General features: G+C 62.0%; 14 protein-coding genes. 13 read left to right on the top strand and 1 reads right to left on the bottom strand.

What is annotated here, in order from left to right; all coding sequences use genetic code 11:
* The first annotated feature begins 163 nt into the window (after positions 1-163).
* The 7 genes from mreC (at position 164) to tldD (ending at position 10,452) form a co-directional block, all read left to right on the top strand.
* Positions 164-1,309 (top strand): rod shape-determining protein MreC, encoded by a 1,146-nt coding sequence (gene mreC / locus AAGQ88_RS21975; RefSeq protein WP_342655861.1) that lies wholly within the window; start codon positions 164-166, stop codon positions 1,307-1,309.
* Positions 1,309-1,800 carry a rod shape-determining protein MreD gene (mreD, locus tag AAGQ88_RS21970; protein ID WP_037012599.1) on the top strand — a complete coding sequence of 164 codons (492 nt, stop codon included), beginning with the start codon at positions 1,309-1,311 and terminating at the stop codon, positions 1,798-1,800. The genes mreC and mreD overlap by 1 nt, the downstream gene beginning before the upstream one ends.
* Positions 1,801-1,905: 105 nt before the next feature.
* Positions 1,906-2,517 carry a nucleoside triphosphate pyrophosphatase gene (locus tag AAGQ88_RS21965; RefSeq protein ID WP_285422525.1) on the top strand — a complete coding sequence of 204 codons (612 nt, stop codon included), beginning with the start codon at positions 1,906-1,908 and terminating at the stop codon, positions 2,515-2,517.
* On the top strand, positions 2,514-3,971 hold the full coding sequence (rng, locus tag AAGQ88_RS21960; RefSeq protein ID WP_285422524.1) for a ribonuclease G: 1,458 nt from the start codon (positions 2,514-2,516) through the stop codon (positions 3,969-3,971). The genes AAGQ88_RS21965 and rng overlap by 4 nt, the downstream gene beginning before the upstream one ends.
* Positions 3,972-4,170: 199 nt before the next feature.
* Positions 4,171-7,986, top strand: coding sequence for a YhdP family protein (locus AAGQ88_RS21955; RefSeq protein WP_342653570.1), 3,816 nt, complete (start codon positions 4,171-4,173; stop codon positions 7,984-7,986).
* 172 nt (positions 7,987-8,158) lie between these two features.
* On the top strand, positions 8,159-9,010 hold the full coding sequence (locus AAGQ88_RS21950) for a carbon-nitrogen hydrolase family protein (protein WP_342653569.1): 852 nt from the start codon (positions 8,159-8,161) through the stop codon (positions 9,008-9,010).
* Between the two features lie 2 nt (positions 9,011-9,012).
* Positions 9,013-10,452 (top strand): metalloprotease TldD, encoded by a 1,440-nt coding sequence (tldD, locus tag AAGQ88_RS21945; protein ID WP_342653568.1) that lies wholly within the window; start codon positions 9,013-9,015, stop codon positions 10,450-10,452.
* Positions 10,453-10,571: 119 nt separating this feature from the next.
* Here tldD and yjgA read toward each other — a convergent pair whose 3' ends face one another.
* A complete protein-coding gene (gene yjgA / locus AAGQ88_RS21940; RefSeq protein ID WP_093462861.1) occupies positions 10,572-11,093 on the bottom strand; it encodes a ribosome biogenesis factor YjgA in 522 nt (173 codons plus the stop codon).
* 107 nt (positions 11,094-11,200) lie between these two features.
* Between yjgA and pmbA the strand changes: the two genes are divergently transcribed.
* The 6 genes from pmbA to AAGQ88_RS21910 all read left to right on the top strand — a co-directional run bounded on the left by pmbA (position 11,201) and on the right by AAGQ88_RS21910 (position 16,575).
* The gene (gene pmbA / locus AAGQ88_RS21935; protein WP_285422521.1) at positions 11,201-12,547 is read left to right on the top strand and encodes a metalloprotease PmbA; all 1,347 of its coding nucleotides are present in this window, start codon (positions 11,201-11,203) and stop codon (positions 12,545-12,547) included.
* Positions 12,548-12,780: 233 nt separating this feature from the next.
* A complete protein-coding gene (locus AAGQ88_RS21930; RefSeq protein WP_285422520.1) occupies positions 12,781-13,176 on the top strand; it encodes a FagA protein in 396 nt (131 codons plus the stop codon).
* On the top strand, positions 13,169-14,545 hold the full coding sequence (locus tag AAGQ88_RS21925) for a class II fumarate hydratase (RefSeq protein WP_342653567.1): 1,377 nt from the start codon (positions 13,169-13,171) through the stop codon (positions 14,543-14,545). The genes AAGQ88_RS21930 and AAGQ88_RS21925 overlap by 8 nt, the downstream gene beginning before the upstream one ends.
* 41 nt (positions 14,546-14,586) lie before the next feature.
* Complete coding sequence (locus AAGQ88_RS21920; protein ID WP_285422518.1) at positions 14,587-15,048, top strand: hypothetical protein; 462 nt, start codon at positions 14,587-14,589, stop codon at positions 15,046-15,048.
* A 1-nt stretch (position 15,049) separates the two neighbouring features.
* The gene (locus AAGQ88_RS21915) at positions 15,050-15,661 is read left to right on the top strand and encodes a superoxide dismutase (RefSeq protein WP_342653566.1); all 612 of its coding nucleotides are present in this window, start codon (positions 15,050-15,052) and stop codon (positions 15,659-15,661) included.
* Between the two features lie 26 nt (positions 15,662-15,687).
* Entirely contained in the window at positions 15,688-16,575 is an 888-nt protein-coding gene (locus AAGQ88_RS21910; RefSeq protein WP_342653565.1) for a ZIP family metal transporter, read from the top strand.
* The last annotated feature ends 22 nt before the right edge of the window (positions 16,576-16,597 follow it).

The raw sequence follows: 16,597 nt of genomic DNA, 5'->3' as shown, positions 1-16,597 counted from the left end.
ACGTCCTGCTGTTGTATTGAAGGCGCGATGCTGCAAGTCTGACACCCTGTACTTCCATCAATCCGCACCAGGCCGGTTTCATGTCGCATGAATAAGCACAGCCAAACACAAGCATCCCTGGAAGGAGCGGCCTATTAAACCGCTTTTCTCAAAGGGCCCGTCGCTGGGCGTTCGCCTGTTGGTGCTGGTCGTCCTGTCCGTGGCCGTCATGGTCGTGGATGCACGCTTCACGCTGCTCAAGCCTGTTCGCAGTCAGATGTCGCTGGTGCTGATGCAGTCCTACTGGATCGCCGATCTGCCGGAGCGTTTGTATCAGGGTGTTGCCAGCCAGTTCGGCAGCCGCACCGAGCTTGCCGCCGAAAACGAAAAACTCAAGACCGAGAACCTGCTGTTGCAAGGCCGCCTGCAAAAACTGGCTGCCCTGACCGAGCAGAACGTGCGCCTGCGCGAGTTGCTGAACTCCTCGGCATTGGTCAACGAAAAAGTGGAAGTGGCCGAACTGATCGGCATGGACCCCAATCCCTTCACCCACCGCATCATCATCAACAAAGGTGAGCGCGACGGCGTTGTGCTGGGCCAGCCGGTGCTTGATGCGCGCGGGCTGATGGGGCAGGTTGTCGAGTTGATGCCGTATACCTCGCGCGTTCTGCTGCTGACCGACACCACCCACAGCATCCCGGTGCAGGTCAATCGCAACGGCCTGCGCGCCATCGCCAGCGGGACCGGCAATCCGGAGCGTCTGGAACTGCGCCATGTGGCCGACACCGCGGACATCAAGGAGGGCGACCTGCTCGTCAGCTCCGGTCTGGGGCAGCGCTTCCCGGCGGGCTACCCGGTGGCAACGGTCAAGGAAGTGATTCACGATTCCGGTCAGCCGTTCGCCATCGTTCGCGCGGTGCCGACAGCGGCGTTGAATCGCAGCCGTTATCTGTTGCTGGTGTTTTCCGATGGGCGCTCGCCGGAAGAGCGCGCCGCCGACGCCGCCCAGCAGCAGGAATCGCTGGACCGTCAATCCGCCGATCCGTCGGCCGTGCCGTCGGCGACGGTGCCGGGTGCTGCACCTGCCGCCACACCGAACAAGCCAGTGGTTCCGGCCACGGTACCCAAGCCCGCGGCTGCGGGGCACGGCACCTCGGCTGCACCCGCCAGTGCGACCCCGCCGGCTGCAGCGCCGGCCACGGCCCCGGCGGCGACGTCCGCCAAGCCGCCGGCCAGCAAACCGCCCGCAAAACCTGCGACCAAGCCTGCGGCGCCTAAACCGGCCGCGCCCGCCGCTGCGCCTGCAGCGCCCCGCGAGAGGGAAGAATAATGGCTCGTCACGCTCCGGCCCGAAACGGCTGGGTGGTCTGGCTGACCTTCGTCATCGGCCTGCTGCTCAGCGTTTCGCCGCTGCCGCAATTCATGGAAATCTTCCGCCCGCTGTGGCTCGCGCTGCTGTTGGCGTTCTGGGCCCTCGCGCTGCCGCACAAGATCGGCATGGTGACCGCCTGGATGCTGGGGCTGGCCGAGGACGTGCTGTACGGAACGCTGCTTGGGCAGAATGCACTGATTCTCACGCTCATCACGTTTTTGGTGTTGTCGCTGCAGCAACGGTTGCGCATGTTCCCGATGTGGCAGCAATGCCTGGTGATTCTGGTGATTTTCGGCCTCGCGCAACTGGTTCAGCTGTGGCTGAGCGCGCTGACCGGCAACCGTCAGCCGACGCTTGCGCTGGTGCTGCCGGCGTTGGTCAGCGCATTGCTGTGGCCGTGGGTCAGCTACGGCCTGCGCGGACTACGCTTGCGTTTGAAGATCAACTGAAACAGCAGACTGCGCGCAGCCTCCTGTGGGAGCGATGTCTCAGAGCAAGCGTCACCTGTTTTCACGCAACGCCTAAGCTGAAGATCACTGACACGGAGACGTCCCATGCCCCAACTTCTTCTCGCTTCTGGCTCCCCGCGTCGTCGTGAGTTGCTGACGCAGATCGGCGTGCCGTTCAAGACCCTTGGCACCGACATCGACGAAACCCCGCTCAAAGACGAAACCCCCGCCGCCTACGTCGAGCGCCTTGCTCGCGGCAAGGCCGATGCCGGTCTGCTGCAGCTCGCCAACGATCCCGCTTACTCGACGGCTTGCGTCCTCGGGGCCGACACCGCCGTGGTGCTCGATGGGCGGATTCTCGGCAAGCCTGCGGACGAAACCGAGGCGCTAGCCATGCTCGCGGCACTTTCCAATCGCGAACACGATGTCCTGACCGCCGTCGCCGTGGTGGACGAGCAGCATTGCGAAACCCGCGTGGTCAGCAGCCGCGTGCGGTTCCGTCCCATTTCCGAGCAGGAAGCGCGGGCATACTGGGCCAGCGGCGAACCCTGCGACAAGGCGGGCAGTTATGGCATCCAAGGGCTGGGCGCCGTGTTCGTCGAGAACCTCAGTGGCAGCTATTCCGCAGTGGTGGGCCTTCCGTTGTGCGAAACCGCAGAAATGCTTCAGCGTTTCGGCATACCCTGTTGGCAATGTCTGGAAGGTGACACGCCATGAGTGAAGAGATTCTGATCAACATCACGCCGATGGAGTCGCGCGTGGCCGTCGTTGAGAACGGGGTTTTGCAAGAGGTTCACGTCGAACGGACCCAGCGTCGCGGTATCGTCGGCAACATCTACAAAGGCAAGGTCGTGCGCGTGCTGCCTGGCATGCAGGCGGCGTTCATCGACATCGGTCTGGACCGCGCTGCGTTCATTCATGCATCTGAAATCTCAATGCGTGAAGGGCCGGCCGTCGAAACCATCAGTTCGCTAGTCCATGAAGGTCAGAGTCTGGTGGTACAGGTCACCAAAGACCCGATCGGCAGCAAGGGTGCGCGGCTGACGACCCAGCTGTCGATCCCGTCCCGCTATCTGGTGTACATGCCTCGCACGGCCCACGTCGGCATTTCCCTGAAGATCGAAGACGAAGCCGAGCGCGAACGTCTCAAGCAGGTCGTCAGCGACTGCGTGGCCAAAGAAGGCATCAAAGAGAAGGGCGGGTTTATCCTGCGCACGGCAGCAGAAGGTGCCGGCGCTGACGAAATCATGATGGACATCCGCTATCTGCGTCGCCTGTGGGACCAGATCGGCGAACAGATCAAGACCATCAGCCCCGCCAGCGTGATCTATGAAGACCTGGGCCTTGCGCTGCGCACGCTGCGTGACCTGGTCAGCCCCAAGATCGAAAAGATCCGCATCGATTCCCGCGAAACCTTCCAGAAGACCACCCAGTTCGTCGATGAGCTGATGCCCGAAATCGCCGATCGCCTGGAGCACTATCCGGGCGAGCGGCCGATCTTCGATCTGTACGGTGTCGAAGACGAAATCCAGAAAGCCCTGGAGCGCAAAGTGCCGCTCAAGTCCGGCGGTTATCTGGTGATCGATCCGGCCGAGGCCATGACCACCATCGACGTCAACACCGGCGCCTTCGTGGGGCATCGCAACCTCGAAGAAACCATCTTCAAGACCAATCTGGAAGCGGCCACCGCCATTGCCCGCCAACTGCGCCTGCGTAATCTGGGCGGCATCATCATCATCGATTTCATCGACATGGAAGATGGCGAGCATCAACGGCAGGTCCTGCGCACGCTGGAGAAACAACTCGAGCGCGATCATGCCAAGACCAACATCATCGGCATCACCGAGCTTGGACTGGTGCAGATGACCCGCAAGCGCACCCGCGAAAGTCTTGAACAGGTGCTCTGCGAGCCGTGCGTCAGTTGCCAGGGACGGGGCAAGCTGAAAACCCCGGAAACCATCTGCTACGAGATATTCCGTGAGATTCTGCGTGAAGCGCGGGCCTATCAGGCGCTGGGTTATCGAGTGCTGGCCAATCAGAAAGTGGTCGATCGTCTGCTCGACGAAGAGTCAGGCAATGTGGCCGAACTGGAGGTGTTCATCGGCAGGACCATTCGTTTTCAGGTCGAGACCATGTATTCCCAGGAACAATACGACGTTGTACTGCTCTGATTCTGCGCAAAACATGGCATGAAGCCCCGCGCAGACGCGTGCGCGGCAGTCAAAATGAGAACCTGGCCAGAGAGGCCGACGGCATGGATGCCCTTCAAAGAGAATCTTGCGTGGCAAATGAGCACCTCCCGGACATCACAACATCTGCACCGTTGAGCCAGACGCCACGTGTAAGCTCGCTGTGCGGAGGCTCGGCGGCATGGAGCGACTGACCCGGTTTTTCGCGGTATTGACCCGCTGGGGACTGAGCCTGTGCGCCCTGGTGGTCGTGCTGATCGCGTTGTACGTCAGCGTCGGCCGCGAGCTGGTGCCGATGGTGGCCGAGTACCGCGCCGACGTCGAAACCAAGGCGCAGGCCGCGTTGGGCATGCCGATCAGCGTCGGACGCCTGGAAGGCAGCTGGAGCGGATTTGCGCCGGTGTTCGTCGCGCGCGACGTGATGATCGGGCAGGGCGCCAGCGCGGTGCGTCTGGATCATGTGCGGGCAGTGCCTGATCTGTGGGCCAGCATCACCGCGCGGGAAGTGCGCCTGGCGCGCCTCGAACTCGACGGGCTGCAGCTGGGCCTCAAGGAAGACAAGGACGGACACTGGGCGTTGCAGGGCCTGCCGGTGCAGGATGACAAGCCGTTCGATCCGGAACAGGTGCTGACCCAGATGCAGATGATCGCTCAGCTGTCGTTGTTCGACAGCCAGATCACGCTGCAACCCTACGACCAATCCCCGTTGACCCTCACTTATGTCAGCCTGAGCCTCAAGACCGGCAGTCTGCATCAGCGGCTGGACGCGCGCATGACCTTGCCTGACGGCCAGCCGCTGTCCATGAACGTGCGGTCAAAAGTGCGCGCACATGAATGGCGCGATGGCGAAGCCGAGGCGTATCTGAGCCTGCCTCAGAGTGACTGGTCGCACTGGCTGCCGAAAAGCCTGACCCGCGACTGGAAGATCAACACGCTCAAGGCCGGCGGCGAGTTCTGGATGACGTGGGGCAAGGGCATGCTGCAGACCGCCGTCGCGCGGTTGAACGCACCCCGGTTCAAGGGCGCTTTCGCGGATCGCAAGCCTTCGACCATCGACAATCTGGCGCTCAATGCCTGGTTTCAGCGTGACGACAAGGGTTTCAATGTCGCGGTGAATTCGCTGGCGATGGACCTGGACAGCAAGCGCTGGGAAAGCCGCCTTCAGCTACAGCAGACCGCCGCCACCGCCGACAGTCAGGAGTTGTGGCACGTGCAGGCGGACCGCGTCGACCTGACACCGATCACGCCACTGCTCGATTCGCTGGCGCCGCTGCCCGACAAACTGATGGTGGCGCTCGACCATCTTCGCTTCACCGGCGGTGTGCGTAACCTGCTGCTCGACTATCGCCCGCAGGCGGAAGGGCCGAAGCGGGTGAGCTTCGCCGCGAACCTGGACAAGCTGGGTTTCGACGCCTATCACGGGGCGCCAGCGGCAGGAAATGTCAGCGGCGCGATCAGCGGTGATCTCGGTCAGGGCGAACTGAGGCTGAACACCGATGACTTCATGCTGCACCTGGACCCGATCTTCAAGAACGAATGGAAGTACCGCCACGCCGAGGCGCGCCTGACCTATGCGCTCGACGATCAGGGTTTCACCTTGATCGCCCCGTACATCAAAGTGCTTGGCGATGAAGGAAAGATCGCGAGCGATTTTCTGATCCGGCTGCACTTCAACCACGATCAGGAAGACTATATGGACCTGCGCGTGGGCATGGTCGATGGCGATGGCAAATACACCTCCAAATACCTGCCGGCGATGCTCAATCCGGGCGTCGATCAATGGCTGCGCACGGCGGTCCTGAGCGGCGACGTCAAAGAAGGTTTTTTCCAGTATCAGGGCTCGATCAATCATGACGCGGCCGATGTCGCGCGCGTGATCACGCTGTTCTTCAAGGTGCAGAATGCCAACCTTGCGTTCCAGCCCGGCTGGCCGCAGCTGACGGGCGTGGACGGCAATGTCTTCGTTGAAAACAGCGGCGTGCGCATCCGTGCCAGCAAAGGGCAATTGCTTGGCACGCAGGTGCGCAACGTGGCCGTGGATGTCCCGCATGTTCCGGCCGGACAGACCAGCCATCTATTGGTCAACGGTGATTTCGACGGCAGCTTGCAGGATGGCATGAAGATTCTGCAGGAGGCGCCGATCGGCACCGGGCAGACCTTCGCGGGATGGCAGGCCGAAGGGCCGCTGCAAGGCCACATCAATCTGGATGTCCCGCTGGTCAAGGGGCAGGAGCCCAAGGTGGCCGTGGACTTCACCGCTGACGGCGCTCGTCTGAAGCTGGCTGATCCGGTGCTGGAGCTGACGCAGCTCAAAGGCAATTTCCGTTTCGACTACGCCAAGGGGCTCAGCGGCAAGAGCATCAAGGCGGTGGCGTTCGACAAACCGGTGAACGCCGAGATTTTCGCCGAAGGTAAACCGGGTGCGCCGGTGACGCGGATCACCGCCAGCAGCCAGATCGCGACCAAACGTCTGACCGACTGGCTGGGCGTCACTCAGCCGTTGCCGGTCTCGGGCGAGCTGCCATATCAACTGCAAGTCCTGCTCAACGACGCTGACAGCCAGTTGCTGATCAATTCGAATTTGAAAGGCCTTACGGTCGACCTGCCGGCGCCCTTCGGAAAAACCGCCGATGACACCCGCGACACGGACCTGCGCATGAACCTGCAGGGTCCTGAACGGCGAATCAGCGTCGGCTACGGTAATCTGGCGAATCTGGCCTACGCTGCGCCTGCGGGCAAGCTGGCCGATGGCCGTGGCGAACTGTTCCTCGGTGAAGGCGGCGCCATCGTTCCGGACAGCAAAGGGCTGAGAGTCCGTGGCTCACTGTCGGAGCTGGACATCGCCCCGTGGCAGGCCATGGCCGAGCGCTACGCAGGCAACGATCCCGGCGGCAGCGCCAAGCAACTGCTCAGTGGCCTCGATCTGCAGATCGGCAAGCTGACGGCGATGGGCACGACCCTCGATCAGGCCAATGTGCAGCTCAAGCGCAGCGACACCAGTTGGGGGCTGTCGCTGGACAGCACTAAGATCAAAGGCACCGCGACCTTGCCCGACAGCAAAGCCACGCCGATCGACATCAATCTGCTCTACGTGCGCCTGCCTGCGCCGGATCCCAACGCGGCGGTGGTCGAGAACGCGCCGGATCCGCTGGCCGATGTCGACCCGCGCAAGATTCCGGCGATGAACATCAAGGTCACGCAGTTGTTTCAGGGCGACCAACTGGTCGGCGCCTGGTCGCTCAAAGTGCGTTCTACGCCAGCGGGCATTCAACTCAATGATATGAATCTGGGCCTCAAAGGCATGGCGTTGTCGGGCAATGGCGGCTGGGAAGGCGCGCCCGGCAGCACCGGCAGTTGGTTCAAGGGCCAGGTGACCGGCAAGAATCTGGCCGACGTGCTCAAGGCGTGGGGTTTCGCGCCCACTGTCACCAGCCAGGAATTCGAAATGAATGCCGATGGCCGCTGGCCGGGCTCGCCTGCCTGGGTTGGCCTGAAACGCTATTCCGGCAGCCTCGACGCCACGCTCAAGAACGGTCAGTTCGTCGAGGTGGAGGGCGGCGCCCAGGCGTTGCGGGTGTTCGGCCTGCTCAATTTCAATTCCATCGGTCGCCGCTTGCGTCTCGATTTCTCCGATCTGCTCGGCAAGGGCCTGGGTTACGACCGGGTGAAAGGTTTGCTGGTGGCCAGCGACGGGGTGTATGTCACGCGTGACCCGATCACGTTGATCGGGCCATCGAGCAATCTGGAGCTCAACGGTACGCTGGACATGGTTCGGGACCGGGTCGATGCCAAGCTGCTGGTGACGCTGCCGGTGACCAACAACCTGCCGATTGCCGCATTGATTGTCGGTGCGCCGGCCATTGGTGGCGCGCTGTTTCTGGTCGACAAGCTGCTGGGCGATCGCGTCGCGCGCTTCGCCAGCGTGCAATACAAGGTCGAAGGGCCGTGGAAAGAGCCTAAAATCACGTTCGATAAGCCGTTCGAGAAACCGCAGTAATCACAGTGCAGTGGTAGAGCGCACGACGCTTTCCCGGATACAAAGCCGCTCTTGGCAGTAGGATCGGCTTCAGTCGGGAAGGGGTAGGGCAGTTACGATGAAACCGAGCGTCCGGGCGAGCTCATCGACTTTGCTTGGAGTACAGTGCAGTTCTATCGATCAAGGAGCGCCTATGTCCTTCGCGGTGATTCAGATGGTCAGCCAGAGCGATGTCGAGGGCAATCTGGCTCAGGCTCGCGGGCTGCTGGAACGCGCAGCGGCGTCCGGCGCAAAGCTGGCGGTGCTGCCGGAAAACTTCGCCGCCATGGGTCGGCGCGATATTGCAGCCATTGGCCGTGCCGAGGCTTCGGGCGAAGGTCCGATCCTGCCATGGTTGAAACGGGCCGCTCGCGACCTCAAGTTATGGATAGTCGCCGGGACACTGCCGCTGCCGCCCGACGGTCAGCCTGACGGCAAGGTGACGGCGTGTTCGCTGTTGGTCGATGATCGGGGTGAACAGGTGGCGCGCTACGACAAGCTGCACTTGTTCGACGTGGACGTGGCTGATGCTCGCGGGCGTTATCGCGAATCCGACGATTACGCCCACGGCAGCCATGTGGTGGTGGCCGATACACCGGTTGGCAAACTGGGCCTGACGGTCTGTTACGACCTGCGTTTCCCGGAGCTTTACACCGCGCTGCGCGAAGCAGGGGCTGAATTGATTACCGCGCCATCGGCCTTCACGGCCGTCACTGGCGCGGCGCATTGGGAGATCCTGTTGCGCGCGCGAGCCATCGAGACTCAGTGCTACCTGCTGGCGGCGGCGCAAGGCGGGGTTCATCCAGGACCCAGGGAAACATTTGGACACGCGGCGATCATAGATCCATGGGGCCGCGTGCTGGCCGAGCAGGCACAGGGTGAAGCCGTGCTGCTGGCCGAACGAGACAGTCAAGAGCAAGCGTCCATCAGGGCGCGAATGCCGGTAGCGAATCACCGGCGATTTTTTTCGCAGGACGCCTTGCGGCCTGCCAACACCCCGGAGTGAATATGAGCGACTTGTCCTCAGTCAGCGAACACCTTCTGGCGCCAGGCGGCCTGAGCATCGACAGCCTGCAATCAGTGCTGGGAGAGCTTGCCGGTCCAGGGATCGACGCGGCCGACCTGTATTTCCAGGGCCAGATTTCCGAGTCGTGGGCTCTGGAAGATGGCATCGTCAAGGAAGGCAGCTTCAACCTTGACCAGGGTGTCGGCGTGCGTGCGCAGTCGGGTGAAAAAACCGGTTTCGCCTACAGCAACGCCATCACGCCGGACGCGCTGAGCCAGGCGGCCCGCGCTGCCCGCTCGATATCCCGCGCCGGGCAGAATGGCCGGGTTCAGGCGTTCACCTCTCAAGATGTCGCCCAGCTGTACGCGCCGGATAACCCGCTGGAAGTGATGACGCGGGCCGAAAAGGTCGAGTTGCTCAAGCGTGTGGACATCGCGACCCGGGCGCTCGACCCGCGCATCCAGCAGGTGTCGGTCAGCATGGCCGGTGTCTGGGAACGCATCCTCGTGGCCTCGACCGATGGCAGCCTGGCCGCGGACGTCCGCCCGCTGGTGCGTTTCAACGTCAGCGTGATCGTCGAGCAGAACGGCCGACGCGAACGTGGTGGCCACGGCGGCGGCGGGCGTACCGATTACCGCTATTTCCTCAGCGAAGACCGTGCGATGGGCTATGCCCGCGAAGCGTTGCGTCAGGCGCTGGTCAATCTGGAAGCCATCCCGGCGCCAGCTGGCACGCTGCCGGTGGTATTAGGTTCGGGCTGGTCCGGCGTGCTGCTGCATGAAGCGGTCGGTCATGGTCTGGAAGGTGACTTCAACCGCAAGGGCAGCTCCGCGTACAGCGGCCGAATGGGCGAAATGGTCGCTTCCAAGCTCTGCACCATCGTCGATGACGGTACGCTGGCCGGGCGTCGCGGCTCTCTGAGCGTGGACGATGAAGGCACGCCGACCGAATGCACCACGCTGATCGAGAACGGTGTGCTCAAAGGCTATATGCAGGACAAGCTCAACGCTCGTCTGATGGGTGTCGCGCGTACCGGCAACGGTCGCCGCGAGTCCTATGCGCACCTGCCGATGCCGCGCATGACCAACACTTACATGCTCGGTGGCCAGAGCGATCCGGAAGAAATCATCAAGTCAGTGAAGAAGGGTATCTACTGCGCCAATCTGGGCGGCGGTCAGGTCGACATTACCAGCGGCAAATTCGTGTTCTCCACCAGCGAGGCCTACCTGATCGAAGACGGCAAGATCACGGTGCCCGTCAAAGGCGCGACCCTGATCGGTAACGGCCCGGAGTGCATGAGCCGGGTGTCGATGGTCGGCAACGATCTGTCGCTGGACAGCGGCGTGGGCACGTGCGGCAAGGACGGCCAGTCGGTGCCGGTCGGCGTGGGTCAACCGACGCTGAAGATCGATGCGATCACCGTGGGTGGCACAGGCGGATAAGGTCGAATAAAGCATTGTGGGAGTGAGCTTGCTCACGATGGCGGTGTGTCAGTAGACGATAAAGTGCCTGAACTGACGCAATCGTGAGCAAGCTCACTCCCACAGGTGGTGCAGTGGATTTAACGCAATCCGCGCTTGGTTTCGTCCAGTTCGCGGATGTATTTGAAGATTTTGCGGGTCGCGGTCGGGGCCTTGTTTTGCTTGGCCTCATGCTGAGCCTGGCGGATCAGCGAACGCAATTGCTGACGGTCGGCTTCGGGGTATTCATTGACGAACTGCTCGAGCACCTCGTCAGTACCGGACACCAGGCGGTCGCGCCAGCGTTCCAGATTATGAAAGCGCTCGTTGTACTGGCGCGTGGAGGCGTCGAGCTGATCGAGCAGCACCAGGATTTCATCCAGGTTCTGATCGCGCATCAGCCGGCCAATGAATGAAATATGGCGTTTGCGCGCGATGTGCGCGGTGTGCTTGGGAGCATCGGCCAGCGCCCGACGCAACTCGTCGGTAAGAGGCAGCTTGGCCAGCACATCGGGCTTGAATGTCGTCAAGCGTTCGCCCAGATCCACCAGAGCGTGAAGCTCTTTTTTGATCTGGGTTTTGCTTTTCTCTCCGTCGAAGGAGTCGTCGTAAGAATCAACCATGGGGGACGTCCGCAAATAAACGCCGCCATGATAACCAGTCAGGGGCCTGTTGTCCGGCCCAGTCGGTATTCGGTATCTGCCGAAATCAGAATTTGATGGAGAAAGTCATGAGTGCATCAGAAAGCGTCGGCCCACAGGCCTTGCCGGCACTGCAACAACAGGTCGAGCAGATCGTCGCTGAAGCCCGGCGTCAGGGCGCGACGGCGTGTGAGGTTGCCGTTTCGCTGGAGCAGGGCTTGTCTACTTCGGTCCGCCAACGCGAAGTCGAGACGGTCGAGTTCAACCGGGACCAGGGCTTTGGCATCACCTTGTACGTCGGCCATCGCAAAGGCTCGGCCAGCACTTCCGCCAGCGGCCCGGATGCCATTCGTGAAACCGTTGCCGCTGCGTTGGCCATCGCCAAGCACACCTCAGAAGACGAAAGCTCGGGTCTGGCCGATGCCGCGCTGATGGCCAAGGAGCAACCGGATTTCGATTTGTTTCACCCTTGGGACATCAGCCCCGAACAGGCCATCGAGCGCGCACTGATCTGTGAAGCGGCGGCATTCGACGCCGACAGCCGGATCAAGAACGCCGACGGCACGACGCTCAACGTGCATCAGGGCTGCCGCGTGTACGGCAACAGCCACGGTTTCATCGGCGGCTATGCCTCGACCCGTCACAGTCTCAGCTGCGTGATGATCGCCGAAGGCGAAGGCCAGATGCAGCGCGATTACTGGTACGACGTCAATCGTCAGGGCGAACTGCTGATGGACGCAGCCCTCATCGGCAAGAAAGCCGCCGAGCGCGCGGCCAGTCGGCTGGGCGCGCGTCCCGTCCCCACCTGCGAGGTGCCGGTGCTGTTTTCGGCGGAACTGGCAGGCGGGCTGTTTGGCAGCTTCCTCGGCGCGATCTCGGGCGGCAATCTGTATCGCAAGTCGTCTTTCCTCGAAGGCGCGATCGGTCAGCGGCTGTTCCCGGAGTGGATGACCATCGACGAGCGTCCGCATCTGATGCGTGCCATGGGCAGTTCGGCGTTTGACGGTGACGGCCTTGCGACCTACGCCAAACCGTTCGTCGAAAACGGCGATCTGGTGTCGTACATCCTCAGCACGTATTCGGGCCGCAAACTGGGCCTGCCGAGCACCGCCAACGCGGGTGGCGTGCACAACCTGTTCGTCTCTCACGGCACTGAAGATCAGGCGGCTTTGATCCGCCGCATGGGACGCGGCCTGCTGGTCACCGAGCTGATGGGCAGCGGCCTGAACATGGTCACCGGCGACTATTCACGCGGCGCTGCGGGTTTCTGGGTCGAAAACGGCGAGATCCAGTTCCCGGTCCAGGAGGTGACCATCGCCGGCAACATGAAGGACATGTTCAAGCAGATCGTTGCTGTGGGCAGCGATCTCGAACTGCGCAGCAACATTCGCACAGGGTCCGTACTGATCGAGAAGATGACCGTCGCAGGGAGCTGATATTTCCTGCGTTACCAGCGTCATCCAAAGGCCTGCCCCGATTTCGGTGCAGGCCTTTTTTGTGTACTCGCCCCCATCGCGCTCGCTGTATGCAGCACCGGTTTCCCCGCCGTTTGCGTGACAAGCCACGCTCCTGCCCGTCCACCTGCTAATCCACACTACGAAACGCCGGGGTTGTTTTGATTCTCGAACTCATTTAATAATGAATATCATTCGCTAAATGAGCCTCGGTCATGGGTACTGTTCTGCACGAGTCGCCTCACCTGGAAAACTGGCGCGCGTTGAGTCTGCGGATTCGCTGTGCCCTTGATCCCGACGAGCCTCGTGTCATTCAGCATTACCTGGCCGAAGGCCGTTATCTGGCACGTTTTACGGCAACGCCCCAGGCGCTGATCGTCGAAAGCACGTTCCGTCTGCTGATCGATACCGCCCGCGACACTGCGCTGCCATGGCACTGGCGCTGCCTGTGTCTGGATCAGGCCTGGCGTCCGCTCCACGACATGCAGGCCCTCTCGCATTCCTCTAATCAGCGCCAACGCTGGCAGGCCTTCGCTCATCAACTGGCGACCTGCGTGTTGCTGCCCTCGATTTCTCTCGCTGAACTGATGCAAGGATCCACCGATGAGTAATACCCGTATCGAACGCGACAGCATGGGCCAACTTGAGGTCCCGGCCGAGGCCCTGTACGGCGCGCAGACCCAGCGTGCGGTGAACAACTTCCCCGTCAGCCAGTTGCGCATGCCTGGCCAGTTCATCCGGGCGCTGCTGCTGGCGAAGGCCGCTGCCGCCCAGGCCAACCTTGAACTCGGGCAGATTTCCGAAGGGCAGAGCAAGGCCATCGTCACCGCCTGCAAAGACCTGCTGGCCAGCGATTACATGACACATTTCCCCGTCGATGTTTTCCAGACCGGCTCGGGTACCAGCACCAACATGAACGCCAACGAGGTGATCGCCACGCTCGCCAGCCGGGTACTGGGTGAACCGGTCAACGCCAACGATCACGTCAACTGTGGTCAGAGCAGCAATGACATCATCCCGACGACGATTCACGTCAGCGCCGCCTTGGCGATTCACGAGCAATTGCTCCCGGCGCTGGCGCACCTCATTCAGGTGATCGACCAGAAAGCCGTGCAGGTTCATCCGTTCGTCAAGACCGGCCGTACTCACCTGATGGATGCCATGCCAGTGCGCATGAGCCAGGTGCTCAATGGCTGGGCGCAGCAAGTCAAAGCCAACGTCGAGCACCTCGAAAACCTGCTGCCAAGCCTGCAGGCGTTGGCCCAAGGGGGTACGGCGGTAGGCACGGGCATCAATGCGCATCCGGAATTCGCCTCGCGTTTCGCCACGCACCTGAGCCGCTTGAGCGACGTCGGCTTCGTGCCGGGCAAGGACCTGTTCGCCCTGATCGGTTCTCAGGACACAGCAGTGGCCGTTTCCGGCCAGCTCAAGGCAACCGCCGTGTCGCTGATGAAAATCGCCAACGACCTGCGCTGGATGAACTCCGGCCCGCTGGCCGGCCTGGGTGAGATCGAGCTCGAAGGCCTGCAGCCGGGCTCTTCGATCATGCCGGGCAAGGTCAATCCGGTGATTCCGGAAGCCACCGCGATGGTCGCCGCACAGGTCATCGGCAACGACGCGACGATCACTGTCGCTGGCCAGTCGGGCAATTTCGAGTTGAACGTGATGCTGCCGGTCATCGCTCACAACCTGTTGCAAAGCATCGAGCTGCTGGCCACCTCCAGCCGCCTGCTGGCCGACAAGGCCATCGCAACCTTCAAGGTCAACGAGGCCAAGCTCAGGGAAGCGCTGTCGCGTAATCCGATTCTGGTGACGGCGTTGAACCCGATCATTGGCTATCAGAAAGCCGCCGAGATCGCCAAGACCGCTTACAAGGAAGGTCGCCCGATCATCGACGTCGCGCTGGAGCACACCGATCTGGACCGCGCTCGGCTGGAAACCCTGTTGAACCCGGAAAAACTCACTGCCGGCGGAATCTGACCGTCTGCTACCGCCCACGCTACCGATCGAGGAGGCACGCCATGGAGCATTGGAAAAGCACCATTCTGAAAGGCAATAGCTGTTTCAACCGTGGCGATCTGGTCGACGCCCGCGAGCTCTATCTGCAAGCACTGGCGCTTGCTCAAGTCCTGCTCGAGCGCTGGGGCGACCCCGATGAAGCGGTGGCGGCATTCGTGATTTCTCACCACAACCTCGCGGACCTGCACCTGAGCCTGAAACAGCCGGAGGAGAGCGCCGAGTACCTGTGCTCCGCGCATCAACGCCTCCTGCACGTGATCCAGAACCCCAACCTTGCGCCTGCGTTGCGTCAGGCCGCCTTCCGCCACAGCAACAAGACCTACAGCGAACTGTTGGGCTTCATCAGCGAACACGGTGAATACCCACGTACCCATCGCCTGCTCAACAGCACCGGCGAACACTCACGTTCGGCGCTTCAGCGCAACGCCGCTGCCGCCGGCACTTTGTCCTTTGGAGTCCATTGATATGCCGTATACCTTGCCTGCCTTGCCATACGCCTACGATGCCCTTGAGCCGCACCTCGATGCGCAAACCATGGAAATCCACTACACCAAACACCACCAGACCTACATCAACAACCTCAACGCAGCCGTGGACGGCACTGAGTACGCCGACTGGCCGATCGAAAAACTGGTCGCCAGCGTGGCGCAGTTGCCGGAAAAACTGCGTCCTGCGGTGATCAATCAGGGCGGTGGCCACGCCAACCATTCGCTGTTCTGGGAGGTCATGAGCCCTTCAGGTGGCGGTCTGCCGTCGGGCGAACTGGCGAAGGCGATCGAGACGCAGCTCGGCGGTTTCGAGGCATTCAAAGATGCCTTCACCAAAGCCGCGCTGACTCGTTTTGGCAGTGGCTGGGCCTGGCTGAGCGTCACGCCGCAGAAACAGCTGATCGTCGAAAGCAGCGGTAATCAGGACAGCCCGCTGATGAACGGCAACACGCCGATCCTGGGGCTGGACGTCTGGGAACACGCCTATTACCTGCGCTATCAGAATCGTCGACCTGAGTACATCGCGGCCTTCTACAACGTCGTGAAGTGGGACGAAGTGGCCAAGCGATACGCAGCCGCTCTGGCCTGAATCCCATCACGAGAAGTAGACGATCTATGCCTTCGGATTTCCTCACCATCAGCAGCGGACGCTTGTTGCGTCTGGCCATTGGTTCGATTCTTTTGCTGGCTGGCACCGGGCTGCTCATCGCTCAGGGCCTGTCCTGGCTGAGCCTTGAACCCAGAATGTTGAGGGCGCTGGAAGGCGGAGCGCTGTGCGCCTTGGGCACTGCCCTTGGCGCGGTCCCGGTGCTGGTGATTCGTGGGATGCCGGTGGCGGTGTCCGACGGCTTGCTGGGGTTTGGCGCGGGCATCATGCTCGCGGCGACGGCGTTTTCCCTGATCGTGCCAGGTTTGAGCGCGGCTCAGGGTCTGGGCTTCTCGCCCTGGGGTGCGGGCGCCCTGATCAGCGCTGGCATTCTGGCTGGCGCTGTCGGGCTGTTCATCGTGGATTCGCTGGTTTCCCAGGGCCCACAGCTGTCCGAGGTCGCGGAAAAACCGGCCATTCCCTCCAATATCTGGCTGTTCGTCATCGCCATCGTCGCCCACAACATTCCGGAAGGCATGGCCGTGGGCGTCTCGGCGGGCGCAGGCCTGGCCCATGCCGACAGCTTGGCCATGGGCATCGCGTTGCAAGATGTGCCAGAAGGGCTGGTGATTGCGCTGGTACTGGCGGCCGCTGGCATGTCGCGTCTGAACGCATTTCTGATCGGCGCCGCTTCCGGTCTGGTGGAGCCGGTCTTCGCCGTGCTGTGTGCCTGGCTGGTGGAAATCGCCGCGCTGTTGTTACCCGTCGGCCTTGCGCTGGCAGCGGGAGCGATGCTGCTGGTCGTCACCCATGAAATCATCCCGGAGTCCCGCCGCAACGGTCATGACAAGATCGCAAGCTTCGGGCTGCTGGTCGGTTTCTGCCTCATGATGGTGATGGACACCGCGTTGGCCTGAGCTGGCCAGCGACTGCCTGGCG

The sequence above is a fragment of the Pseudomonas sp. F3-2 genome (assembly GCF_038804275.1).
Classification (GTDB): Bacteria; Pseudomonadota; Gammaproteobacteria; order Pseudomonadales; family Pseudomonadaceae; genus Aquipseudomonas.
Note: the sequence above shows the minus strand (reverse complement) of the source record. Positions and strands in the feature narration are given on the sequence as shown.